Here is a 25,606-nt window from a genome sequence, read left to right on the forward strand (position 1 = left end):
AATCAAAGAAATATAATGTTCCACGGATTAGGCCTCCTGCGCTTGGGAATTAGGCGCAATCTTGAACTCATCTTCTTCCACCTGTGCCGGTTTCCAGGCACGGATTGCCCAGATGAACAGGCCGATCAGGAAGAATGCACTCGGCGGCAACAGCAGCAGGCCGTTGGGGATATACCAACCGCCGTTGCTCACGGTAGTCAGGATATCTACACCGAACAGTTTGCCGGCGCCGAAGAGTTCACGAACCACCGCGAGACCGATCAGGATCACACTGTATCCCAGACCGTTACCAAGACCGTCGAAGAAGCTGGGCAGCGGCGGGTTCTTCATAGCGAAGGCTTCCGCACGGCCCATTACGATACAGTTGGTAATGATCAGACCAACGAATACAGACAGCTGCTTGGAGATGTCGTAAGCCAGGGCCTTGATCAGCTGGTCCACCAGGATTACCAAAGAGGCAATCACGGTCATCTGTACAATGATACGGATGCTGTTCGGGATCTGTTTGCGGATCAGGGATACCGCAACGTTGGAACAAGCCACAACCGAGGTCAGTGCGATACACATTACCAGGGTAACCTGCAGCGAGCTGGTAACAGCCAGTGCAGAACAGATACCCAGGATCTGCAGCGCGATCGGGTTGTTGTTAAAAATCGGCTCTAGCAGAGTATCTTTGATTTTCATGCTTATGCCTCCCCTGCTTTCAGGTTTTTCAGGAAGGGACCATAACCCTGGTTACCCAACCAGAAGTTCACCAGGTTGCTAACGCCCTTACTGGTCAGAGTTGCACCAGACAGGCCATCTACTTCGTGAATCGCGTCTGGGCTGTTGGGGTTAACCTGACCCTTGATCACTGCGATATCCACGTCGCCCTGGTTGTTGAAGACTTTCTTACCAATCCACTGGGCTTTCCAGTTGGGGTTGTCAACTTCACCACCCAGTCCCGGAGTTTCCTTGTGCTCGTAGAAGCCGAGGCCCGCTACGGTGTCGAGGTTGCTCTCCAGAGCGAGGAAGCCGTACAGGGTGCCCCACAGGCCATAACCGCGAATCGGCAGAATGATCTTGTCCAGCTTGCCGTCTTTTTCTACCAGGTATACCTCTTTGGTATTTTCCCGACGGATAATTTTGGCAGTGTCCTCGTCAGCCGGCAGTTTTTCACTGTCAGACGGGATCTTGGCAGCAGCGCGACCACTGCCACCAGCCGGAGCCTGATCGGTAAACTTACCGGTATTCAGGTCGACGTATTTGATTTTTACGTCGGCGAAGGCCTTTTCGACTTCCGCTTTATCAGCGTGAGAGTCTTTCAACAGGCCGCCAGCCATCAGTACGTTGCGCTTCATGTCCAGCTCGGCATTCGCCTGCTGGGCAGGCTTCAGCATTACCGCAGCGGTGGATACCACTACGGAGCACACCAGGCACATTACCAGCGCGACAATCAGAGTACCGGTTACGGAATCTTTATTAGCCACGTGCCAACCTCCGTTTGATATTGGACTGCACCACAAAGTGGTCAAACAGCGGAGCGAACAGGTTGGCGAACAGAATCGCCAGCATCATGCCTTCCGGGAAGGCCGGGTTCACCACACGAATCAGGACAACCATCACCCCGATCAGGATGCCGTACCACCAGCGACCGGTGTTGGTCATCGCAGCGGATACAGGGTCCGTAGTCATAAAGATCAGACCGAAGGCAAAACCGCCCACTACCAGGTGCCAGTACCAGGGTACCTGGAACATCGGGTTGGTCTCGGAACCAATCATGTTAAACATGAAAGAGGTGGCCATCATGCCCAGCAGAGTGCCGGCTACGATGCGCCAGCTGGCGATCTTCATGCCCATCAGGATTACGCCGGCAATCAGGATAGCCAGGGTAGAAGTTTCACCAATGGAACCATGGATCTGGCCGAAGAAAGCGTCGAACCAGGTTACCTGGCCAACAGCAGCATTGACGATACCGTTCTGGATACCTTCGCTGGCCATAACAGACAGCGCAGTAGCACCGGTATAACCGTCAACCGCAGTCCAAACCGCATCTCCAGACATTGCTGCCGGATAGGCAAAGAATACGAAGGCACGGCCGGTAAGAGCCGGGTTGAGGAAGTTCTTGCCGGTACCACCGAATACTTCCTTACCGATAACCACACCGAAGCTGATGCCCATAGCCACCATCCACAGAGGCAGATCCGGCGGACAGGTCAAGGCGAACAGGATGGAGGTTACAAAGAAGCCTTCGTTGACTTCGTGACCGCGCACCGCAGCAAACAGGACTTCCCAGATACCGCCCACAATAAAAGTGACCGCATAAATAGGCAGGAAGTACATAGCGCCGTAGACAAAGTTGTCCCACAGGCTAGCTGGGTTGTAGGAAGTCAGAGCGCCGATAATGGCGTGACGCCAGCCGGACAGATCCGGGTTGGTCATACCTTCCAGAATGGTGTTGGACTGGAAACCGATATTCCACATACCGTAGAACGCCGGGATCATGGCACAAGCCCAAACGGTGATCATAATACGCTTCAGGTCGATACCGTCGCGCACGTGAGCAGTGGTTTTGGTCTTGTCTGCCGGCTGGAACAGACCGGTGTCAATCGCTTCAAACAGGGCGTAGAACTTTTCGAACTTACCGCCTTTGTGAAACTTGGGTTCGATCGAATCGAGGAATTTACGCAACATACTTACCCCTCCTTCTCAATACGGGTCAGGTTGTCCCGCAAAATGGGGCCGTACTCGTACTTGCCCGGACACACAAAGGTGCACAACGCCAGATCTTCTTCGTCCAGCTCCAGTGCGCCCAGCTTCTGCGCCATTGCAGTATCGCCAACGATCAGGGAGCGCAGCAACTGAGTGGGCAGTACATCCAGCGGCATGACTTTCTCATAACTACCGACCGGTACCATGGCACGCTCAGAACCGTTGGTGCTGGTGGTGAAGTTGAACAGCTTGTTCTTCACCAGGCGCGACAGGTAAATCGGGAATACAGAGAAACGCTTATTACCAGCACGCAGATAGTGCAGGAATGGACGCTCATCGCCCTCTTCCAGTACAGAAATCTGGTTGTGATAGCGGCCCAGGTAAGCCATCGGGCCAGCAGCGGTGCGGCCACCGAATACAGAGCCGGAGATGATGCGATCGTTATCGCCTTTCAGCTCATCAGAAGTCAGGGTTTCCAGACTGGCACCGAGACGGGTGCGCAGCAGACGCGGCTGCTTGACCTGAGGCCCTGCCAGGGAAATGACGCGATCGGTAAACAGCTTACCGGTGGTAAACAGTTTGCCTACGGCGATCACATCCTGGTAATTAATGGTAAATACACTGCGGTTGCCAGAAACTGGCTTCAGGTAGTGGATGTGGGTACCGGACAGGCCTGCCGGATGGGGGCCGGCAAAGGTTTCGCGGCGAATATTCGCTGCGCTCGGTACTGGAATATCCGCATCTGGAGCAGTACAGACGTAAGTGGTTTCTGCCAGCTTGGAAAGAATCTCAACGCCCTGGGAGAAGGCTTTGGGATTCTCAGCAATCACTACTTCTGGATTGGCTGCCAGAGGGTTGGTGTCCATCGCATTGATAAACACAGCTACCGGCTCAGCGTCCAGGGCGGGAACGCGGCTGAACGGGCGGGTGCGCAGTGCGGTCCACATGCCGGACTCAACCAGGTTTTCAACGACCTGTTCGCGAGTCAGACCAGACAGTTTATCTGCGCTGTAGCTTTGGAACTGTTCCGCTGCATCGCCGTCTATGCCAATCACGACGGATTGCAGAACACGACGAGCGCCACGGTTAATCGCAACAACACGACCGGCAGCAGGCGCTGTGTAGCGCACGCCTTCAGTTTTTTTGTCGCTAAACAACAGCTGACCAAGATTGACGCGATCCCCTACAGCCACTGCCATTGTCGGCTTCATCCCGTGATAATCGGGGCCGAGAACAGCAACGGTCTTGATCGCAGGTCCTTTTTGAATGACCTGCTCGGGCGCGCCGGATATGGGTAAGTCCAATCCCCGACGGATCTTTCTCATACGCCTATGCCTAAGTTTCTAGTTTAAAAAAATTGCAATAGGACCCACCGTCCCATGCCTGGGATGACGGGTCCTATTGTGGAATTCCGTGCTGCGAGGGCTTATGCCGTATCACCCGTGAACCGGGAGGAAGGAAGCTAACTAAAAAGGATGTGCGCGCTAACTTCTCGGCGCACGGCCGCCCCGCAAAATCGCGCGCATTATAAAGATGGGCCAGAGTCATTACCAGTCTGGAAAGTCTTTAAGTGGCACTAAGATTGGAAATTTCTGTTGAAAAAACAGGGATTTGGGGAGATATGGTGCGGCGACTGGAACAGTCGCCGAAACCCCGCAGTCGGATCTGGGTACCGACTGCGGCGAGGAGGCGTGACACCTTAGTCCTCTTGCGGGAACAACTTGTAACGAACACCAGCCATATCTTCCAGGCAGCGAACTACCTGACAGCTATAGCCGAACTCGTTGTCGTACCAGCAGTAAAGCACAGTGTTCTTGCCATCCACGATAGTCGCAGTGGAATCGAATACGCAGGCAACGCGGGAGCCAACAAAATCGCTGGACACCACTTCCGGGGAGTTGGTGAAATCGATCTGCTGACGCAGCGGCGAGTGCAGTGCCACATCGCGCATGTATTCGTTCAGCTCTTCCTTGGTGGTCTCTTTACCCAGGTTCAGGTTAAGGATCGCCATGGAAACATTAGGAGTCGGAACGCGAATTGCGTTGCCGGTGAGCTTACCTTTCAGCTCGGGCAGCGCTTTGGCAACCGCCTTGGCAGCACCGGTTTCAGTCAGAACCATATTCAGCGCTGCTGCGCGACCGCGACGCTCACCTTTGTGGTAGTTGTCGATCAGGTTCTGGTCGTTGGTGTAGGCGTGTACGGTTTCTACATGGCCGTGCTCAACGCCGTAGCCATCCATCATCGCTTTCAGGACAGGCACGATGGCGTTAGTGGTACAGGAAGCGGCGGACAGTACCTTGTCTTCCGGCTTGATGTCGCTGCTGTTGATACCGTAAACGATATTCTTGATATCGCCCTTGCCCGGTGCAGTCAGCAGCACCTTGGAAGCGCCTGGGCTCTGCAGGTGCTGGCTCAGACCTTCTTCATCACGCCATACACCGGTGCTGTCAACGATAATCGCATCGTCGATACCGTGCTGGGTGTAATCCACTTCCTGAGGGGAGTTGGCGTAGATGATCTTGATTTCGTTACCGTTACAGATCAGGGAGTTGGTCTCCTCGTCCACACGGATAGTGCCCTGGAAGGCGCCATGTACGGAGTCGCGACGCAGCAGAGAAGCGCGCTTCACCAAATCGTTGGGGGCCTTGCCCTTGCGCAATACGATAGCGCGCAGACGCAGAACATCACCACTACCAGCCTTGTCGATCAGCAGGCGGGCAACCAGACGGCCGATACGACCAAAACCGTAGATCACAACATCTTTGGATTCGGGCAGAGGCTTGCCGGCACCCGCTGCGTCGGACAGCTCTTCACGTACAAACTCGTCCACAGACAAGCCGCGATCATCGCGCATGTACTTGTTGGTCATGGTTCCCAGGTCGATATGTACGGGACCCAGCTCCATCTTGCAGATGGCTTCCAATACAGGGAAGGTTTCAAACTCGGAGAGTTCATTTTCCTCAACCTGACGCACGAAACGGTGCGCTTTCATAATGCTCAGCACTGAGCGATTAACCAGGTTGCGGCCGTACATATAAATACCGACGTTGCTCTCACGGTTGAGCTTTCCAATCATCGGGATCATGGATTCAGCCAGTGCTTCACGCTGTTTCCAGTCCTTGAAAAAGTCCGCGGGCTTCGGTCGCTTCTGAGTCACTATCGGACACCTCTGCAATGTATTTAGTAGGCAAGAAATACGGCCTTGAAACCACTCAGGACCGCATGGCTGCGCATTATAGTGTTCGCTTTATACTGCGCAACTGAGCAAAAAAGAGCCAAAAAAATGTAGTAAAACTACCTTTTTGTAGTCCACCCGAGCGACATTGCGCAATCCATAAAAAAGCGTAGTTGTTCCCGACTGGAAACACAGGCAGGGTTAACATTCCCTGCAAGCAAAACTGTTCGCGGCTACAATAGCCGACCTCGAAGACATCTCGAATGAACGCGCGGATATATAAGGAAAGATGACAGAAATACAGCCCCTGACCCCACCGAAGTTTCGCTCCTCCAGTGACCGACAATTTTGGGGACAACTGCATGGCGCAGCTGCCGCGCTCGCCATCCTCAACGCGGCACGCAATAACAAAGCGCCCACCCTGTTAATCACAAAGGACAGTCTCGAAGCGCACCGTTTAGAGGTGCAATTGAAATTTTTTAACAAAGCGCGGCGAGATAAGGGGGAAAACAGGGAGCTGGAAATTTTCCATTTTCCCGACTGGGAAATTCTCCCCTACGACACCTTCTCTCCCCACCAGGACATCATCTCGGATCGCCTTGCCACCCTCTACCAGCTGCCGAAAATGGGGGCCGGGATCGTCATAATCCCAGTCAGCACCCTGATGCACCGGCTACCACCCTGCAATTATATTGCCGGCAATGCGCTGATATTGGAGGAGGGGCAGCAGTTTGATATCGATATCCAGCGGAGACTGCTGGAGCAGGCCGGCTACCACTGCGTAGACACCGTCTACGAACACGGCGAATTCGCTGTGCGCGGCTCACTGATGGATATTTTCCCAATGGGCAGCCCCCTGCCCTACCGCATCGATCTGTTCGACGATGAAATTGAATCCCTGCGGACCTTTGACCCGGAAACCCAACGCACCATCGACAAGGTGAAAACCATTCACCTTTTACCTGCACGGGAATTCCCTTTGCACAAGGCTGCCCTATCAGGGTTTCTGCAAAATTGGCACGGTGAATTCGATAGCGATCCCAGCCAAGTGCCAATTTACCAGGATATCAGTGCAGGAATTGCCCCGGCGGGCATTGAGTACTACCTGCCTCTGTTCTTCGATGGGAACTGCTCAAGCCTGTTCGACTATCTGCCCGAGGGCAGCCAGGCATTTTTACAGGGAGATATCCAACAGCCGCTGGACAATTTCTGGCGCGAAGTCAGCAATCGCTATGAAAGTCGTCGCGGCGACCTGACCCGTCCCATATTGCCACCACGCCAGATTTTACTGGAAATTGATGAGCTTAACGGTGCCCTGAAGTCCATGCCCCGGGCAATCTTCTCTGCGGAGAGTCTTCCGGAAGCCCAGGGCAACTGTAATTTTGACACTTCCGTACCCCCCTCACTGCCAGTAGATGGCAAGTCCGAACAACCCCTGGCTGCACTGGAAAGCTACCTGATGGAATACTCCGGTCGGGTGCTTTTTTGCGCTGAAAGTAGCGGGCGCCGCGAGGCATTGCTGGAGCTATTAAAGGGCATACGGCTCAGCCCTCCCAGCTTCCAGAGCTGGCAGGACTTCCTCGCCGCAAAGGACACTATCGGGATTACCGTAGCCCCCATCGATCAAGGGCTGCTGCTTGAGGACCCGCAAATCAACCTGATCGCAGAACCGCAGTTATTTGGTGAGCGGGTACTGCAGCAACGCCGCCGTAAAAAAGCCAAAGATGAAGCGGACAACGCGGTTAAAAACCTGGCTGAACTGCGCATGGGCACTCCCGTCGTTCACATTGATCACGGCGTAGGTCGTTATCGCGGCCTACAGCACCTGGAGATCGACGGGCAACCGGCAGAATTCCTGACCCTTGAATATGCCGACGATGCCAAGCTCTACGTACCGGTGGCCAGCCTGCACTTGATCAGCCGCTACTCCGGTGCCGATGAAGCCCTGGCCCCGCTGCACAGAATGGGCAGTGAACAGTGGCAAAAAGCCAAACGCAAAGCCGCCGAGAAAGTCCGCGATGCAGCTGCGGAGCTGCTGGATATCTACGCCCGCCGCGAAGCCCGTATTGGCCATGCCTTCGATAACCCTCAATTGGCCTACCGGGAGTTTTCCGCAGGTTTCCCCTTCGAGGAAACTCCAGATCAACAACAAGCCATCGAGGCAGTTCTAGGGGATATGCTCTCAGATAAGCCGATGGACCGACTGGTTTGCGGCGACGTGGGATTCGGCAAGACAGAAGTGGCCATGCGGGCTGCATTTGTCTCGGCCCACGCAGGTATGCAAGTGGCCATGCTGGTTCCCACCACCCTGTTGGCCCAGCAACACTATCAATCCTTCCAGGATCGCTTTGCCGATTGGCCGATCAATATCGAGGTGATCTCCCGCTTCCGCTCCGGCAAGGAAGTGGACAGCGTGAAAGAGAAGGTTGCCAGTGGCAAGGTGGATATCCTGGTTGGCACCCACAAGCTGTTGCAAAGCGATCTGGACTTTAAAAATCTCGGCCTGCTGATTATCGACGAAGAACACCGCTTTGGCGTCCGGCAGAAGGAGCGCCTCAAGAGCCTCCGCTCCGAGGTGGATATCCTCAACCTTACCGCCACCCCTATTCCCCGCACCCTGAATATGGCCATGGCCGGTATTCGCGATCTATCGGTGATCGCCACCCCACCAGCACGGCGCCTCTCTGTGAAAACCTTCGTGCGCGAGCGCGATGATGCCTTGGTAAAAGAGGCTATCCTGCGGGAGATCTTGCGCGGTGGTCAGGTGTATTTCCTGCACAACGAAGTCAAAAGCATTGAGCGAATCGCGCGGGAGCTACAGGAGATGATTCCCGAGGCCCGTATCGGCATAGGCCACGGCCAGATGCGCGAACGGGAGCTGGAACAGGTAATGAGTGACTTCTATCACAAGCGCTTTAATGTCCTGGTCTGTACCACCATTATCGAAACCGGTATCGACGTCCCCACAGCCAACACGATACTGATCGAGCGCGCAGACAAGTTCGGCCTGGCCCAGCTTCACCAGTTGCGCGGTCGCGTGGGGCGCTCGCACCACCAGGCCTACGCCTATCTACTGACTCCCAACAAGCGCTCCATGACCAATGACGCCGTGAAGCGTCTGGAGGCGATCAGCGAAGCCCAGGATTTAGGTGCAGGCTTTACCCTGGCTACCCACGACCTGGAAATTCGCGGTGCAGGCGAACTGCTAGGTGAGGAACAAAGCGGGCAGATTCAGAGTGTCGGCTTCAACTTGTATATGGAGATGCTCGACAAGGCAGTGAAGGCCATTCGCGAGGGCCGCACACCGAATATTGACGAACCCCTCGAATCCCCTGCGGTGGACGTCAATCTGCGGGTTGCCGCGCTGATTCCCGAGGACTACCTGCCCGATGTCCACGGCCGTCTGATCATGTACAAACGCATTGCCAATGCCACTGACGGGCAGCAACTGAAAGAACTTCAGGTAGAGATGATCGACCGTTTCGGGCTACTGCCGGAATCGGTAAAACACTTGTTCCGCACCACGGAGATCAAGTTAAAGGCCGAGAGTATGGGCATCCGCAAACTTGAGGCCTCTGCGGCAAGAGGGCGTATCGAATTTGCGGAGAATACCCGTGTAGATCCGCTCACTTTGGTTAAGATGGTGCAAACCCAGCCGGGACGCTACCAGCTGGCCGGCGCAAACCAACTGAATTTCAGTCTCAATGAGGAGGGTACTGATCGCAAGCTCCAGGAAATTAACGAAGTTCTGGAAAAGCTTGCACAGTGATACCATCCGGCAGGCAGCAGCGGGAGCTGGCGGCAAAACTAATTAGTCTCCTACTCCCGCTTAAACGGCCTGTCGGCAATGACACCCTCGGCACCCAAATAGAATTGTTTAAGTGGTAAACCCATGAAAAGGATAATTAGCCTCTGCTCAACCCTGGCGCTCACGCTGGCAGCAACCAGTGCCCAGGCCGTCAACTACGCTGGCAATACTTTCGAAATAGAAATGATCGTATTCGAGCGCCCCCAGGGGATGGAAAGAACCGCAGAGACCTGGCCGACGGCACCCCGTCTTCAGTATCCATCAAAGTGGATCGACTTTGACACCCTGCGCACTCCAACTCAGCCAACAGAAGATGAGGTGTTATCGCTTGAAGACATCATCTCGAGCCCAGAAACGAGCGGCCCAGCCGATATTGAATCATCGGAACTTGAGGGCGACGTGTCTACTAGCTTGCAGAACTCTGAGCAAGCACCAAGAAACTTGCTGCTAAGACCTGTACCCAGGCTGCTGGGCAACAAAGCCGCCACAATTTCCAGGGCTGGTGACAGGGTCCTGTTTCACAAGGCCTGGCGCCAGGTTTTAAAAACCAAGAGAAACTCCCCGGCCATTCTGATTGATGGCGGCAGCCAGCTCAGCGGCCACAGCCAGCTTGAGGGATCTATCACCCTGAGTGTCGCTCGCTATTTACATATCAGTACTAATTTGTGGCTCAGCGATTTTTATACGCAACCCGGGGAACACAGTATTCTTCTTCCTCAGCGCCCACAAAATAAAATCGAAAAGCCACTACAAATCCTAACCGGTAATTACAGTGACATTGAAAATTCATATTCACAAAATAACGGGTTTGATATCGAAAATAGTCAGGGCGCAATTAACACAACTGAGCCACTCACACTGGGCGAGCCGGAATTTATAAAAGAAGAACCATTATATGTAGCCCAGGCTGCGAGACTGCAACACGAGAGACGTTTGCGTAGCGGACAACTTCATTATATCGACCACCCTGCATTTGGCATTCTTATTGAAGTGCGCACTGTAGCCAAACCCAAAGAAGATTCGCAAAATATGGATATGCTTAATTCCGACCAAGAAATAGATAACCGCACAGAAAGTTAATTTATTTAAATAATCGACTTTCGCCAATAGCCCCTGCAAATCTTGCCGGGGCTATTATTTTAAATATACCTTTAAAACTCTTCACCTCAAACGAATTAATTTCACCATCACTGCAAGCACACCCCATCCAGCCGATATTTAATCAATTTATCTTTAATCAAAATACAGCCAGCAAACAAGCAAATACCGCCACCCCACAACAACATAAAATTGCTATCAGTGGGGCAATATTCCGGAAGTATTAAAATAATAATTAGCACAGCGGTATTGAGCACAATAAACTCACTCATATACACACAATTACATTGGGGACTTTAGGTGGGGCGGGATATGACCAAATCTACAAAGAGGGACACAAATGCAACTTAAAGAAGAAGAACCTATATCCACTGCAAAGTAGCAAACAAAAAAGCGGATCATAAAGATCCGCTTTTCAGAGGCGCTGACAGGGCCGGCGTCAATTGAGCCGCAGGACCCTACACGACAACAGTTCTTTCAACGAGTGATCTATAAATCACTCACAGGGAACAACATCTTCCGCCAGCAGTCCTTTGTCACCTTGTTGCATTTCGAACTCTACCGCCTGCCCCTCATTAAGGGTTTTGTAGCCCTCGCCGCGAATGCTGCGATAGTGAACGAAAATATCTTCAGTTCCTTCTCCACAGGTGATGAAGCCATAACCCCGTGCGTTATTAAACCACTTCACTGTACCTGTAACGCGATCACTCATTGAGAAAACCTCATTATTGTTATTGCGCCTACCTCTTTTACCTCACTGCTCAATTCGGCAAGAGGGGCAAACGCCACCCCATTGTTAACAAACTGCTCCATGCAGAATGCTATCTTGCTTAATCCGATGAGCATATACCCAAAGGACGTACCCTGATTCTTAGATAAAACAGCGCCAGTGTCTAGTTTTCTATGTGAAATAAATACTACGTTTTTCCCAATATGCGTAATTAACCGTCAAAATCTTCAATAGTGCTCAATTAGAAACTAATCATTTGTACCTTATTGCACTCCCATTCCTCAACTGTCTAACGCGGCCTCTCGCGTTAATGAAGGTATATCGGCAATATGTAATGTTGAGGTTGGGAATGCACAAGATGCCCCATATCCCTCAATTATTTTAAGAATCGTTAATAGAACATCCTGTTTTACTTCATGATAACGAACCCAATCGGTAGTGCGGGTAAACGTATATATAAAGAAATCCAAAGAAGAGGAAGCAAAACTATTAAAATTAACAATAAGCGTACGATTAGAATCAATTTCCGGATGTTCCTGTAACATATTTTTAACATCCGCCACGATTGCCGCCATATGATGGGCATCTTCATAACGAATACCAATCGTTTCAAAAATCCTACGATTTAACATACGGGAAGGATTTTCTACCGCAATCTGGGTGAAGATGCCATTGGGAACATAGACGGGTCGCATATCAAAAGTGCGAATTCTGGTCAGGCGCCAACCGATATCTTCCACGGTCCCCTCAATCTCCTTATCGGGGGAGCGAATCCAGTCGCCCACCGCAAAGGGCCGATCCAGATAGATCATCAGGCCACCGAAAAAGTTTGCCAGCAGGTCCTTGGCCGCAAAACCGACAGCCAGTCCGCCAATACCACCAAACGCCAAAACACCACTGACGCTATAGCCCAGGAACTGCATGACCACAATTCCCGCCGTGATCACGATTGAGGCCCTGACCAGCTTGCCGATCGCACGTACCGTAGTGGCATCCATCGGCTTGCCCATATAGCGCGGATCGCACAGATTGTGTTCCACGCTGTGTGAGAACCGCCAGGCAAACCAGGCCATCACCAGGATCAAGCCTATTTCCCGCGTCGGTGCAGCCAGGGAGAATATCTCGGCACCAGTGGCGTCCCCCGCTCGCTGGGCAGCGACAGTCAAGCCCAACAGCCATACCAATACCTGCCCGGGAGGGGAGAGCGCCCCAACCAAGGCATCATCCCAGGGGTTAACCGTTTTTTCCGCCTTAATGGCCATGCGCTGCACGAACCGGCCAAATAACCAGGCCAACACCCCAGACGCAAGTACTATGAGGAAAACAGAAACTATCCAGACCCGGTTCTCACCAAGCCAGGACAACAGCACGCTCTCAACGGACTCCACTCGACCCCCTCCGCTTTAACCAACAATCAGTAATATCCGTACAGCGCCTTCTCAATAGACGACGGATTTAAACAACTTATTTCAGCGCATTATGGAAGCTAACCACTCCCTGGTTCTGTGCCACCGCGCACTCTTCTCAAGCTCCTCCCAGGAGCCGATCACCGGCCTGCCACCCATGGCCGACAACCGATGAGTGGACTCCGGTTTGGGCACAAAGGTATCCAGTGCCGCCAGCGCCTCAAAAGCGCCGACACGATTGTTGCATACGATACCCATATCACAACCGGCTTCCAGGGCTGCGCGAATCCTATCGCCATAGCCTCCGGCCGCACCCGCCCCTTCCATAGACAGATCATCACTAAAAATCACTCCATTGAATCCCAGCTGTCGCCGCAATACATCCTGCAGCCAATAGCGGGAGAATCCCACCGGCTGGCTATCAATGTTGATGAAGCGGATATGGGCCGGCATCACCGCAGTAAGTTCCTGGGTTCCAATACAATCGATAAACGGAAGTGCATCGGTTGCCAAGACCTGATCCAACGAACGCTTATCCTCTGGCAACTCCACATGACTGTCTTCCAGCACGTGGCCATGCCCCGGAAAATGCTTACCTGTTGTGGCCATGCCCGCTTCGCGCATCCCTTGGATAAAGGGGCGAGCCAGTGCGGTTAACTGGGCCGGATCGGGACAAAAACTCCGATCGCCGATCACCCTGCTGTGACTGTCATCCGCATCCAAAACCGGCGCAAAGCTAAAATCCACGCCTACAGCCAGCAACTCTGCGGCCAGCAGCCACCCCACATCCTGCAATTGCTCGTTACTGGCGACAGCACTAAGGGCCTGCATTGAAGGTATTCGCGTAAAGTCATCGCGAAACCGCTGAACCCTGCCACCCTCCTGATCTACCGCTAGCAGGATCTCTGGTCGCACCGCACGGATGGAGTTAACCAATTGGATAAGCTGCTGGCGATCCCGATAGTTTCTCGCAAAAAAGATCAGCCCGCCCACCATCGGATGCCGAAGCAACTCACAGTCTTCCTCGGTGAGTTCAAGCCCCTCGATATCCACCATGACCGGTCCGGGTGGTAAAGACATATTAAGTTCCTTATCGATTTAAGAGTGCGCCCACTAATTATCTACCTTCAACATGGCCGAAGCAGCGGGTACCAATCGCTCAAGAGTCTGGGTCAGGGTACTGTCAGAACCGAAATCCTCCCGCAGGATAGCCTCAATCGCATCGTGGCTCGACAGTGTGAAAATGGTCGCTCCCAGCATAAAGTAGAGGCGCCAATAGAAAGTTTCTGGGTCCAAGCCCGGTAACGCTTCAGCCAGCAGTCCGGCAAAACGGCGGTAAGTATCCCCGTATCGAGATACGATAAATCGACGCAAATGCCCCTGGAACTGGGTATAGGCCAATCCTAAAAGACGCATAAATCGCTGTGGATCCTTTCCCTCCAGCCCAAGGCTTCCCAACCCAACTCGATACAGGCATTCGATCAGCTCCTCCACCCCCAGGGGCTGCCCCAGGGCAATACGGCGATCAAGCTCTTCTTCCAGAGCATTAGTGAAAGGCGTTAAAAAGCGTTCAAATACCGCCTGTATCAATTCTTTCTTGGAGCCGAAATGGTAGTTAACTGCCGCCAGATTAACCCCGGCCGTGCTCGTAATTGTTCTCAATGAGGTTTCAGGAAAACCCCGTTCAGCAAACAGCACTTCTGCTGCATCGAGTATCCGGCTGACCGTATCTATCTGGCTCATAAGTATCAAACCACCATTTAAAACATACGTTTAATCGACGCCAGAGTAGCACATTCTCACTGATCTAGAGCCCGCCAGCTAAGCTCTCCACTCAGCAAGGTACAAGAGTAAAAATAACAGGGAAAAGTATGTCAGGCGGTAAGATCAATACTGCTGGAGTTGATCTCCCGCCAACTTGTGCAAGTACGCCACCCCATCAGCCTGCATAGCCTTTTAGTCCGGGGGCAGCTTTAACAAAAATAACTTTGAAAATTTTTCGGTATTTTAAGATCACCCGAATAATTATTCTTTCACCTGCATATATTTCATAATCAGGGCCGCAGCCTCCTCCACACTATCAACGATATGAAAAAGGTCGAGATCACTGGCATCAATACAATCGCGCTCTAACACTGTATCTACTAGCCAATCGTACAATCCACCCCAGTAACGCTTTCCTACCAACACAATTGGGAAACGCCGCACCTTCTGCGTTTGTACCAAGGTAAGAGCTTCAAACAACTCATCCAACGTGCCGTAGCCACCGGGAAGTCCAACGAATCCAAGTGCGTGTTTTACAAACATAAATTTACGTACAAAAAAGTATCGGAAGTTCAAACTGATGTCCTGATATGGATTTGCCGCCTGCTCAAATGGCAGCTCTATATTTAACCCAATTGATGCGCCGGGCTGCCCGAAAGCCCCTCGGTTACAAGCCTCCATCAGTCCCGGGCCACCACCGGTAATCACGGGGATCCCTTCAGCCGCGAGCAACTCTCCCAACTTTACCCCCTGCTGATATTCAGGACTATCCTCTGTAAATCTCGCCCCTCCAAACACTGTCACTGCACCACCTAACGCTATCAGCCTCTCTATCCCATCCACCAATTCAGACTGAATACGAAGCACTCTCCAGGCTTCCGGCATTTTTGCATCCAACATTATTTTTCCCTCTTTGTCAGTTCCTTCAACGCTTTCTTCTCTCCTTGCTTTCTCCATCAATGTAGCAGCTCACAAAGACTAAAACCTGAGGATTGCGCGAACAATAAATCTGTATATAATTCCAGCAACTGTATATAAATACAGAAAACTAGGTAAATCTATGACCAATCTCACCGCTCGTCAGTCCCAGGTTCTCGACCTAATCAAGTCCTACCTGGATGAAACAGGCTACCCGCCAACGCGGGCAGAAATTGCCCAGGAGCTCGGCTTCCGCTCACCCAATGCCGCCGAGGAACACCTGAAAGCGCTCGCCAGAAAAGGCGCCATCGAGATGGTTGCCGGCGCTTCCCGAGGCATTCGAATTCCGGATCACCAATCCGGCTTGCCGATTGTGGGTAGAGTAGCTGCGGGGAATCCCATACTCGCCAGCGAACATATTGAAGATTACTGCGACTTGCCCGCGAGCTTCTTCCATCCCCCCGCAGATTATTTGTTGAGGGTGCATGGTATGAGTATGCGAGATGCGGGCATTCTCGATGGAGACCTGCTGGCAGTACAAAAGACCGAGCAAGTGCGCAATGGCCAAATCGTGGTTGCCCGTATCGATGATGAAGTCACTGTGAAGCGCTTTCGCCGCAAGGGAAATCAGGCAACCGTTCAGTTGCTACCTGAAAATGATGACTTTGAGTTAATTCAAGTCGATATGAGAGATAAGAACTTTGTGATTGAGGGATTAGCCGTAGGGGTTATTCGCCAAACGCCTTAAGCCCCTAAAAACGACAACAGCGGCCATTGGCCGCTGTTGATAAGACTCGAACTAACGCTGATGTTAGTGAATAGTATGATTTACCGGCATTAAATCGTCTTCTTCCTCGAAGTAACCAGCCTCAAGATCGTCTAGATTTTGTACGGCTTCAATGCCCGCTTCCAACATAGCCCTTGCCACAGCAACCTTGTTCTTGCGCAGAAACTGAAGGCTTTCTGCAGAAAAAGAAATGCTTACCAAAGGGTCCTCTTTATGGCCAGCACGACGCAAAGCTACATCGCCATTAGCCAGCTCGATTATTTCAAAAGTTTCGGAGGACATTCGCTTTTCCTTCACGGCACAACAGTTTGCGCCCAGTGTACCACAGGCTTGCGATAAGTTTCATTCATCCAATTTGAGGGCTTCTGGCTCCTGACTTTCGAGGCAGTCTATTACTAGTACGCTATATCAAAGAATTACCTAAACCACTCAAGAGATCACAAGAGAAGAGTGAATTGCTTTGCACGTTGCACCGGTTGCGGGTTATGTCGAGTGGGTCGCAACTACTCTATTGTGACTCACTCAAAGGACAGCGGACTTTCCCGTAGAGGTGCACCTAATATCTACAACCTTCAAAATTCGCAGAAATATTACGAACCTATTCAGAAGTTCACCGAGGTCGAGTAAGCGTATTAGTTAACATTCATCCAAGTGAGCGCGCTGCCTCACCACCAACTCACTCAGCGAGCGATGCCACTGAAGCAATAACTCTTTGGACAAGGGTGCAAACTCGGGCTTGGCAACTTCGTTGTGTAGCGGGATTAAATTAACCTGTTGCTGTTTTTCATCAGCACCCACAGATATTTTCTGCTGCTCTTCCCAGGCGTAAAGCATATGGGATAACCAACTCTGCGGGTCGCCGACCAGGCCGGACAGCTCATTGGCCTCTGCACTAGCCCTACCCTGAACGCCCAGCGCATCAATGATCAACTGCGGAGACTCCGGTTCGAATCCCAGCTGAAGCTGGGCGGCCTGCTCTGCAAGAAAAGCCCGATAGGCCTTGCACAACTGCATCAACGCTGCCTCTTCCAGCGCATCGCGCTGGAGAGGCAAGTCCCACGGCTGTTGCAACAACAGCTGGCTCTTGCGTAGAGCCGAAGTGACATGAATCGTGTAAGAGTTACTCATTACCTACTTCTTTGCCGCTGTCTTTCTAGCTGCCGGTTTCTTGCGCTTGGCGGCAGTGCTCTTAGTGGAGGCCTCTACTTTCCAACCACCATCGCGATAAAAAGCACGCCAACCGGTCGCCTTGCCCTCTTCCTCAGATTGAACATATTGCTCCTGGGTTTTGCGGCTAAATCGAACTACGGTATCCCGCCCACTGTCATCTTGCGTTGGTGCAGAGAAGAGGAAACTGTACTTTGGATCGATCTCACTCTGGTGAGGCAGCAGCTCTTTAACCAGGGGCGCGCGGGTCTCACGGTTTTTCGGGAACTGGCTGGCAGCCAGGAATAGACCCGAGGCACCATCGCGCAGGATATAGTGATCCTCCACTTTGATACAGGCCAATTCCGGCATGGGAACCGGGTCCATTTTCGGCGGCGCCGGCTGCCCATTTTTCAGCAGCTTACGGGTGTTTTTACAGTCTTCATTGGTACAACCGAAGTACTTGCCAAAGCGACCAGACTTCAACTGCATATCACTGCCACACTTATCGCACTCAATAATAGGGCCGTCATAGCCTTTAATTTTAAAAGTGCCCTGCTCAATCTCGTAGCCATTGCAATCCGGGTTATTGCCACAGATATGCAATTTACGCTGCTCATCTAACAGGTAGCTATCCATAGCCGTGCCGCACTTGCCGCAGCGGCGCTTCTCCCGCAGCAACCTGGATTCAGCTTCCTCGTCCTTATCCGCATCGACCGCCTCATCACCAGAAACCAGGTTCATGGTATTGGTACAACGCTCTTTTGGCGGCAGTGCATATCCAGAGCATCCTAAGAATACGCCAGTGGAGCCAGTGCGGATCTGCATATGGCGGCCACATTTAGTGCACTCGATGTCGGTGTCTGTCGGCGTATTGCGACGCATACCTGCATCGGCAGACTGGGCTTTCTCCAGGCGCCCGGAAAAGTCCTGATAAAACTCATCGAGCAGTTGCTTCCAACCCTTATCGCCGTCGGCAACCGCATCCAGGGATTCCTCCAGGTTTGCGGTAAATCCGTAGTCCATCAGGTTCTTGAAACTTTCACTGAGACGGTCAGTAACAATATCCCCCATTTTCTCAGCGTAAAAACGACGGTTTTCCAGGCGGACATAACCGCGATCCTGGATCGTGGAAATAATGGAAGCATAGGTGGAGGGGCGGCCGATACCGCGCTTCTCCAGCTCCTTAACCAGGGCCGCTTCACTAAACCGCGCGGGCGGCTTGGTAAAGTGCTGCTTGGGATCCAGCTGTTGCAGGGATAGCTTTTCGCCTACCTTCACATCTGGAAGCACCAGATCTTCATCTTTTTTGCCGCTCGGTGGCGCAACTTTCAGGAAACCATCGAAACGAATTACTCGACCCCGCGCACGCAACTCAAAGTCACCTGCGCTGACCACGATTGAAGAGGAGGTAAATTGGGCAGGCGTCATCTGGCAGGCCACAAACTGCTGCCAAATCAGGTTGTATAACCTCTCCGCATCCCGCTCAACACCGGACAACATATTTGGGGCGATACGAACATCGGACGGGCGAATCGCTTCGTGCGCCTCTTGAGCACCCTCTTTACTGCTGTAGCTATTGGGGCTCTCTGGAAGATACTTATCGCCGTAATTCTCGGCAATATAATCCCGTGCAGATTCCACAGCCTCTTTACTGAGATTGGTGGAATCTGTACGCATGTAGGTGATATGACCGGCTTCATACAAGCGCTGGGCCAGGGTCATGGTCTTCTTCACACTGAAGCCGAGGCGGTTACTGGCCGCCTGCTGCAAAGTGGAAGTAATAAATGGTGCGCTGGGCTTGGAGCTGGTTGGCTTATCGTCACGGGCGGAAACAACAAACTCACTGGACTGAAGCTGCTTGGCAGCACTCATTGCCAGCTCTTCGTTGGTAGGACGGAAAGCCTCACCAGCCTGCTTTTTCACCTCGAGGCGCAGCTTGGAAGCCTTTGCCGTCGCCGTATCGGCAAACAAGGTCCAGTACTCTTCCGGGATAAACGCGCGAATCTCCCGCTCCCGCTCAACTACGAGGCGGACCGCAACAGATTGCACACGCCCCGCAGACAAGCCTCTGGCTACTTTTTCCCACAGTAGAGGGGACACCATATAGCCAACGATTCGATCGAGGAAACGGCGCGCTTGCTGGGCGTTTACCCGATTAATATTCAGGCGGCCGGGATCTTTAAAGGCCTCCTGAATCGCAGACTTGGTAATTTCATTAAACACTACCCGGCGGTAGCGATCGTTATCGCCACCAATTGCTTCACGCAAATGCCAGGCAATTGCCTCTCCCTCGCGATCCAAGTCCGTTGCGAGGTAGATATGATCGGCGCCTTCGGCGAGTTTTTGTAACTCACTCACCACTTTCTCTTTACCCGGCAATATCTCGTAGTGGGCTTGCCACTCGTGATCCGGGTCGATCCCCATACGCTTAATCAGCTGATCGCGGTTTTTCTTCCGCTTGTAAGCCTCTTTCGCCTCGGGGGAAAGCTTGCGTGTTTCCGCTGCACGACGGGCGCGCTCCTTTGCGTCAACCGGCTGTTTATTGCCCCCACCTGTGGGCAAATCGCGAATATGGCCGACACTGGACTTCACAACAAAGTCCTTGCCGAGATATTTATTGATGGTTTTCGCTTTGGCCGGTGATTCGACGATGACCAGTGATTTACCCATAAGCCTTTGATTTCAAATGAAAATTTACTGCTATTGCAAGTCTTTCAAGCCCTCTTATCGGGCTTGTGCTGCGCGAATATATAAGCCTCACTTCAAGCGCGGTCAAGCAAAGCTGACAATTTTCCACTCACAGTCACCAAATTTGGCACTGGGCAGTCCGCCTAAATGCGACTCAGTAGACGCTCTTTTACACCGCTAATACGGCAATCAAGACAGCCCCTCAGTCGCCGCGCGTGAACTCACTTTTCGAATAGCTTCTTCTATTAAGGGGGTGTACTCATCAAGCGACGCCATCAGTTTCTGGAAGGCTTGATTGCCTCCTGACTCCGGCCACTGAATACCGAGACCCACTGGTGTTGCAGTGATCGCACAGGCGTCCCGAGGGATTTTTTCCAGTAGCTCGCGCAAATATTTCCATGCCCCTTGCGGAGCTGGCTGGCCATCAGCCCAATCCCAAACACCGGAAAAATTCAGTTCGTGCTCAATCCGTTGCTTATCCAAAACCCACCCCACACTCAGTCCTTTGCGGTTCTGCCAGCGGTGATAATAGACAGCTGCGGTCCCATCACCCAACGCCACAGGCAGCGCTTGGATTTGTACGGTAATGCCAGCCTGGGCCGCCCGGCTACGCAAGTCTGCAAGACGGCTGTCACGGGCATTGGGCTTGAGCCACATCACCGGCCCCAGCACCAAAGCGATGGCAAATCCGACGATAATCACCGGCAACCAATCAGACATAACCACTCCTCATCAGTGGAAAAAAGTGACTATTGTGCGGTGTTCCGCGTGATCTATGTCAATCGGTTTTTTTTGCGGTAGACTCAAAATAGGTGTCACAAGGGTGCTTTTCACAGTCAATAAAAAGGGATAGGAGCAGGTAAATTATGGCGAAATACCGACACATCCTCGTGGGCTTGGACCTGTCAAAAGAGTCTTCCCAGGTGCTTGATAGGGCCGCTGATATGGCTGAAGCATTTGGTGCAGAGTTAAGCTTACTTCACGCCATTGAGCCCCTGACTTTTGCCTATGGCGGCGACATCCCAATGGACCTCTCCGAGGTACAGGACCAGCTACAGTCCCAGGCCAAGGAGCAATTGCAAAAAGCCGCCGATCGGCTGGATATCCCCGCAGATCGCCAGCACGTAATACTCGGCCAGCCATCTACTGAGATCCATCGCTTAGCCAAAGATATCGAAGCTGACTTAATCATTATTGGCAGCCACGGTCGTCACGGCTTAGCGCTACTACTCGGCTCTACCGCCAACGGCGTTCTCCATGGCGCCAAATGCGATGTTCTGGCGATTCGGGTACATATGGAAGACGAATAATCCTTCAAAGTTGGGGGGGGGGAAGCAGCAATAATTGCAGCTTCCCCTTCAACTTAGTCGTCTCCCCCCTCCAGCTCTGACCAGCGTTCAAATGCCTCTTCGAGCTGGGCTTGTCTTTCCGTCAGGGTGTTCAGCTTAGCCTGCACCAATGCCTGCTCCTGCTGATAAAAACTGGGGTCGGCAACCTCTTGCTCAATAGCCCCTATCTCTTCTTCCAAAGACTCAATCAAGGCGGGCAGGCTATCCAGCTCTCTTTGAAGCTTATAGCTCAGTTTCTTTTTCTTCGCTGGAGCCGCCTCCTGGGACTGGGGCTTTTCCTTTGGTTTACTAGCAGCTGGCTTAACTTCTTTCAGCTCAGCGACAAAGCTGCCACCTTGGCGCACAAAATCTCCATAACCACCCACGTATTCACGGATGCGGCCATCCCCCTCAAATGCGAGGCATGAGCCCACCACATTATCCAGGAAAGCACGGTCATGGCTCACCAGCAGAACCGTTCCGCCAAAGTCCAGGAGTAACTGTTCAAGCAGCTCCAGGGTTTCTACATCCAGGTCATTGGTGGGCTCGTCGAGCACCAAAATATTGGCGGGCTGGCTAAACAATTTTGCCAGCAAGGCGCGATTTCGCTCTCCACCACTCAAGGCGCTGACTTTAGTACGGGCTTTAACACCACTAAAAAGAAAATCGGCCAAATAAGACATTACGTGGCGGCTTTTACCACCAATAGTCACTGAGTCGCGCCCTTCGGCGACATTATCGAGCACAGTCAAATCGGGATTCAGCTGATCCCGGCGCTGATCGAAATAGGCCACTTGCTGCTTGGTACCCAGGCGCACACTCCCCCCCTGGGACTTTAGCTCTCCCAGCAGCAATTTGATCAGGGTACTTTTGCCGACACCATTGGGGCCTATTAGGCCAACGCGGTCTCCACGCATCAGCGTGAATGATAAATCCCTAATCAACGGTTGCTCATCGGGGTAAGCAAAAGTGACGCCCTTCAACTCAGCGACCAATTTGCCGGACATCTCACCGCTATCCAGGGCCATCTTGGCTATACCCTGCTGGGACCGGCGCGCTTCCCTTTGGCGACGCAGTGCTTGAAGCGCTCTTACCCGCCCCTCATTACGGGTTCGGCGCGCTTTAATTCCCTGCCGAATCCAGGTTTCTTCCTGCGCCAATTTTTTGTCAAACAAGGCCTCGTTTTTTGCCTCCTCTTCGAGAAGCTTCTCTTTTTCTTCCTGGTAACGGTCGAACTTGCAGCGAAAAGTCCGCAAGTGTCCTCGATCTAAATCCCATACACTGGTGGCCAAACGTTGTGCCAATGCACGATCATGGCTCACAAACAAAAGAGCGCCACGATAGCTGGCGAGGAAATTCTCAAGCCATTCGACTGCAGCAATATCCAGGTGGTTGGTTGGCTCATCCAGTATCAGCAGATCAGGCTCCACCACCAAGGCGCGAGCCAGAGCAGCACGGCGCTGCCAGCCACCGGAAAGGTCGGCAACCTTTTCGTCTGCATCGAGCCCCAAACGATCTAATACACTGTCCACTTTCGGCAGCAGCTCCCAACCGTAAGCCGCTTCGATTTTGGCTTGTAGCTCTGCTGTGGGGGAGTCCCTGTACGCCGACAAAACAGCGCCTATTTCGCCCAATCCCATAGCCACGTACCCGTAGACAGAATCGGGGCAATCGGCAGGTAACTCCTGCTCCAAAACCGCTTGAACCATACCGCTGGCACGAACAATCTCGCCGCTATCCGCGTCAACTTGCCCCGCGATCAAGCGCAACAGGCTGGATTTCCCCTCCCCATTACGCCCAACAAGGCATATACGATCTCCACGCTCAACTTTTGCGCTGACATTGTCTGCCAGTACCTGGGTCCCGTAACGAAGACTGACCCCATCCAATAGAAGCAACATAAATAGGCACTACAATTATCAAACCCGAACCTCAATCCCGCTGATGAAAGAAGCGAAGTCGGCTCTTTCGGGTTCTGTGAAAAATCAGCTATTTTACGCGTTTTTACCGTATAGTCAGTCATAGCTGGAAACACACGTCCAACTGAGGTAATTGAGATGTCAGCTGACGCAAAAGGAATCGCGCTTCTTTCTGCCCTAATCATCACCTGTCTCTGCACAGCCGTGCCCACAAATGCACAATCTGTTCAGGCAACCGCTATCGCACCGGAAGTATCCGAAGGTGATCGTGCGGCACAGAGAGAAAAGCTCCGCCAGGCCCGGCAGGCGATAAAATACAGGGATCGACGGCAACTTCGAGCACTTAAAGCTGAGCTCAAAGATTATCCCCTCGCTGCTTATATTGACTATTGGGCGCTCAGTGAAAAACTGCACCAACTGCCCTTAAAAGAAGTTGATCAATTCCTGGAGAGCAACAGAGGCACGGCTATTGGCGACTGGATGATGGTCAGGTTGTTGCGCCAACTCGGTAGTCAAAAAAAGTTCTCGACTTACCTGCGCTATTACCAACCTTCGCAACACAGTCGCACCTCCCTCCGCTGCTATTACGCCGATGCCCTATCGCGCCGAGACGGCTATCAGGCAGAAACACAGCAGTTGATATCAGAACTCTGGCTTGTTGGGCGGTCCCAAGTCGAGGAGTGCGACCCCGTTTTTGCCCGCTGGATGAAAAACGGCGGCTTGACGCAGGAACTCGCTTGGAAGCGGCACCTGCTGGCAGTCGAAGAAGGCAATCTCGATTTGGCACGTTATATCGCCAAAAAAATGACGCCAGCCCAAGCAGAGAAAGCCAAACTTCTACGCTCGGTCCATCGCAACCCACAGATGCTTCTCACTGACACCAAGTTCGCCTTCAACCCACTGGAATATCGCGATATCGTGTTGCACGGATTGCACCAATTGGCGAAAAAAGACGCGATCAAAGCTGAAACTGCCTGGCACCGCTATCAGGCCAGCTACTTGTTTTCCGATGCCCAACAAGAAGCCATGTTCAAGCACTTGGCGCGTCAATTTGCTCGCCAGGATAATATGCAGCGCTTGCAACAGCTGGTTGAACATCACACAGTGACAGATGGCCGCACCATCGAGTGGCTAGCCAGACAATCCCTACGTGAATTAAATTGGCAACAGGTCGCGTTCTGGATTGATCGCCTGCCTGAGGAGAAACAACAACTCGACCGGTGGATATATTGGAAAGCCCGCTCACTGGAAGAGCTTTATGGCACAGGAAGTTCTGAAGCCTCCTCCCACCTTTACCGCAAAGCCGCCCGTAATCGCAGTTACTACGGTTTCCTTGCCGCTGATACTTTGGGGCAACAGTACAGCTTTGAGCACCGGCCGGCACCAATCACCCCCATTCAAGTGCAGGAGATGGCAAAGCGCCCCGAACTGCAGAGAGCCCGAGAATTACAAGCGATAGGCGAACTCTTCCATGCCCGAAGGGAGTGGAGCTATGCCACAAGAACTATGGACCACCAGGAATTGCTTGCGGCCGGCAAAGTAGCTAGCGCCTGGGGCTGGTACCACAAATCAATCCAGTCAGTGCTTGCGGCTGACTACCTCGACGACTTGGAACTGCGATTCCCACTCGCCTTTTCCGATATTGTTCACGATGTGAGCAAACAGGTCGGTGCCCAGAGCTCGGCACTAGAACCTTATCTGATTTACGCTGTAGCACGACAAGAGAGCCACTTTAGTCACGATGCAAAATCCAGCTCCGGGGCCCTGGGACTTATGCAATTGCTCCCATCGACCGCAAAAGCTACTGCGCGCAGAGCGGGGGTGCGCTATCGACGCAGCTGGGACCTATTGAGCCCCAACACCAATATTGCACTCGGCAGCTTTTACTTAAGTAGCTTACTTAACCGCTTTGACAATAACCGTTTTCTGGCAGCGGCCGCCTATAATGCCGGGCCAACCCGCGTAGCGGGATGGCTAAAAGAGACCCGAAAACAGCTGCCCTATGATGTGTGGATTGAAACCATTCCATTCCGGGAAACGCGTAATTATGTGCAAAATGTACTTGCCTATTCGGTAATTTACGCCTACCGAAGCGGCACCAAGCTGCAACTATTAAGGGAGAGTGAAGCTGCGAGCCGGCTGTAA

20 protein-coding genes are annotated in these 25,606 nt (G+C 52.5%); 5 read left to right on the forward strand and 15 right to left on the reverse strand.

What is annotated here, in order from left to right:
- Positions 1-27: 27 nt before the first annotated feature.
- The 5 genes from ACJJI1_RS22005 to ACJJI1_RS22025 form a co-directional block, all read right to left on the reverse strand.
- Complete coding sequence (locus ACJJI1_RS22005) at positions 28-684, reverse strand: NADH:ubiquinone reductase (Na(+)-transporting) subunit D (RefSeq protein ID WP_282932331.1); 657 nt, start codon at positions 682-684, stop codon at positions 28-30.
- Positions 685-686: 2 nt separating this feature from the next.
- Positions 687-1,469, reverse strand: coding sequence for a Na(+)-translocating NADH-quinone reductase subunit C (locus tag ACJJI1_RS22010; RefSeq protein ID WP_282932330.1), 783 nt, complete (start codon positions 1,467-1,469; stop codon positions 687-689).
- Positions 1,462-2,673 (reverse strand): NADH:ubiquinone reductase (Na(+)-transporting) subunit B, encoded by a 1,212-nt coding sequence (locus ACJJI1_RS22015; RefSeq protein WP_108733655.1) that lies wholly within the window; start codon positions 2,671-2,673, stop codon positions 1,462-1,464. The genes ACJJI1_RS22010 and ACJJI1_RS22015 overlap by 8 nt, the downstream gene beginning before the upstream one ends.
- Before the next feature lie 2 nt (positions 2,674-2,675).
- Positions 2,676-4,016, reverse strand: a complete 1,341-nt coding sequence (locus ACJJI1_RS22020; protein ID WP_444933531.1) for a Na(+)-translocating NADH-quinone reductase subunit A — start codon at positions 4,014-4,016, stop codon at positions 2,676-2,678.
- A 374-nt stretch (positions 4,017-4,390) separates the two neighbouring features.
- Positions 4,391-5,776 carry a glyceraldehyde-3-phosphate dehydrogenase gene (locus ACJJI1_RS22025; RefSeq protein WP_444959409.1) on the reverse strand — a complete coding sequence of 462 codons (1,386 nt, stop codon included), beginning with the start codon at positions 5,774-5,776 and terminating at the stop codon, positions 4,391-4,393.
- 379 nt (positions 5,777-6,155) lie between these two features.
- Here ACJJI1_RS22025 and mfd point away from each other — a divergent pair, with 379 nt between their 5' ends.
- Together mfd and ACJJI1_RS22035 are read left to right on the forward strand one after the other, a co-directional pair.
- Positions 6,156-9,635 carry a transcription-repair coupling factor gene (mfd, locus tag ACJJI1_RS22030; RefSeq protein WP_444958032.1) on the forward strand — a complete coding sequence of 1,160 codons (3,480 nt, stop codon included), beginning with the start codon at positions 6,156-6,158 and terminating at the stop codon, positions 9,633-9,635.
- 123 nt (positions 9,636-9,758) lie between these two features.
- A complete protein-coding gene (locus tag ACJJI1_RS22035; RefSeq protein ID WP_444958033.1) occupies positions 9,759-10,754 on the forward strand; it encodes a CsiV family protein in 996 nt (331 codons plus the stop codon).
- Positions 10,755-11,268: 514 nt separating this feature from the next.
- Here the strand turns inward: ACJJI1_RS22035 and ACJJI1_RS22040 are convergent.
- The 5 genes from ACJJI1_RS22040 to ACJJI1_RS22060 form a co-directional block, all read right to left on the reverse strand.
- Positions 11,269-11,484: a cold-shock protein gene (locus tag ACJJI1_RS22040; protein WP_020413094.1), complete on the reverse strand. Its 216-nt coding sequence runs from the start codon at positions 11,482-11,484 to the stop codon at positions 11,269-11,271.
- Between the two features lie 299 nt (positions 11,485-11,783).
- A complete protein-coding gene (locus ACJJI1_RS22045; protein ID WP_413662432.1) occupies positions 11,784-12,890 on the reverse strand; it encodes a mechanosensitive ion channel family protein in 1,107 nt (368 codons plus the stop codon).
- Positions 12,891-12,971: 81 nt separating this feature from the next.
- Positions 12,972-13,988 (reverse strand): beta-N-acetylhexosaminidase, encoded by a 1,017-nt coding sequence (nagZ, locus tag ACJJI1_RS22050; RefSeq protein WP_444897698.1) that lies wholly within the window; start codon positions 13,986-13,988, stop codon positions 12,972-12,974.
- A gap of 33 nt (positions 13,989-14,021) precedes the next feature.
- The gene (locus ACJJI1_RS22055; protein WP_282932323.1) at positions 14,022-14,651 is read right to left on the reverse strand and encodes a TetR/AcrR family transcriptional regulator; all 630 of its coding nucleotides are present in this window, start codon (positions 14,649-14,651) and stop codon (positions 14,022-14,024) included.
- Between the two features lie 282 nt (positions 14,652-14,933).
- The gene (locus ACJJI1_RS22060; protein ID WP_444958034.1) at positions 14,934-15,572 is read right to left on the reverse strand and encodes an LOG family protein; all 639 of its coding nucleotides are present in this window, start codon (positions 15,570-15,572) and stop codon (positions 14,934-14,936) included.
- Positions 15,573-15,732: 160 nt separating this feature from the next.
- On the opposite strand from ACJJI1_RS22060, the gene lexA reads away from it, so the two are divergent.
- Positions 15,733-16,338 (forward strand): transcriptional repressor LexA, encoded by a 606-nt coding sequence (lexA, locus tag ACJJI1_RS22065; RefSeq protein WP_444893501.1) that lies wholly within the window; start codon positions 15,733-15,735, stop codon positions 16,336-16,338.
- Between the two features lie 63 nt (positions 16,339-16,401).
- On the opposite strand, the gene ACJJI1_RS22070 is transcribed toward lexA, so the two are convergent.
- The 4 genes from ACJJI1_RS22070 to ACJJI1_RS22085 all read right to left on the reverse strand — a co-directional run bounded on the left by ACJJI1_RS22070 (position 16,402) and on the right by ACJJI1_RS22085 (position 20,934).
- Positions 16,402-16,659 carry a hypothetical protein gene (locus ACJJI1_RS22070; RefSeq protein ID WP_282932320.1) on the reverse strand — a complete coding sequence of 86 codons (258 nt, stop codon included), beginning with the start codon at positions 16,657-16,659 and terminating at the stop codon, positions 16,402-16,404.
- Between the two features lie 354 nt (positions 16,660-17,013).
- Positions 17,014-17,505, reverse strand: coding sequence for a DUF6586 family protein (locus ACJJI1_RS22075; RefSeq protein WP_444911030.1), 492 nt, complete (start codon positions 17,503-17,505; stop codon positions 17,014-17,016).
- Between the two features lie 3 nt (positions 17,506-17,508).
- Positions 17,509-20,196 carry a type I DNA topoisomerase gene (topA, locus tag ACJJI1_RS22080; RefSeq protein WP_444958035.1) on the reverse strand — a complete coding sequence of 896 codons (2,688 nt, stop codon included), beginning with the start codon at positions 20,194-20,196 and terminating at the stop codon, positions 17,509-17,511.
- A 207-nt stretch (positions 20,197-20,403) separates the two neighbouring features.
- On the reverse strand, positions 20,404-20,934 hold the full coding sequence (locus ACJJI1_RS22085; protein ID WP_444958036.1) for a hypothetical protein: 531 nt from the start codon (positions 20,932-20,934) through the stop codon (positions 20,404-20,406).
- Between the two features lie 146 nt (positions 20,935-21,080).
- On the opposite strand from ACJJI1_RS22085, the gene ACJJI1_RS22090 reads away from it, so the two are divergent.
- Positions 21,081-21,524: a universal stress protein gene (locus ACJJI1_RS22090; protein WP_282932316.1), complete on the forward strand. Its 444-nt coding sequence runs from the start codon at positions 21,081-21,083 to the stop codon at positions 21,522-21,524.
- A gap of 53 nt (positions 21,525-21,577) precedes the next feature.
- Here the strand turns inward: ACJJI1_RS22090 and ACJJI1_RS22095 are convergent, their stop codons facing one another.
- Complete coding sequence (locus tag ACJJI1_RS22095) at positions 21,578-23,443, reverse strand: ATP-binding cassette domain-containing protein (RefSeq protein ID WP_444958037.1); 1,866 nt, start codon at positions 23,441-23,443, stop codon at positions 21,578-21,580.
- Between the two features lie 156 nt (positions 23,444-23,599).
- Between ACJJI1_RS22095 and ACJJI1_RS22100 the strand changes: the two genes are divergently transcribed.
- The gene (locus tag ACJJI1_RS22100; protein ID WP_444958038.1) at positions 23,600-25,606 is read left to right on the forward strand and encodes a transglycosylase SLT domain-containing protein; all 2,007 of its coding nucleotides are present in this window, start codon (positions 23,600-23,602) and stop codon (positions 25,604-25,606) included.

It is taken from the genome of Microbulbifer maximicatervae (SeqCode), assembly GCF_052467065.1.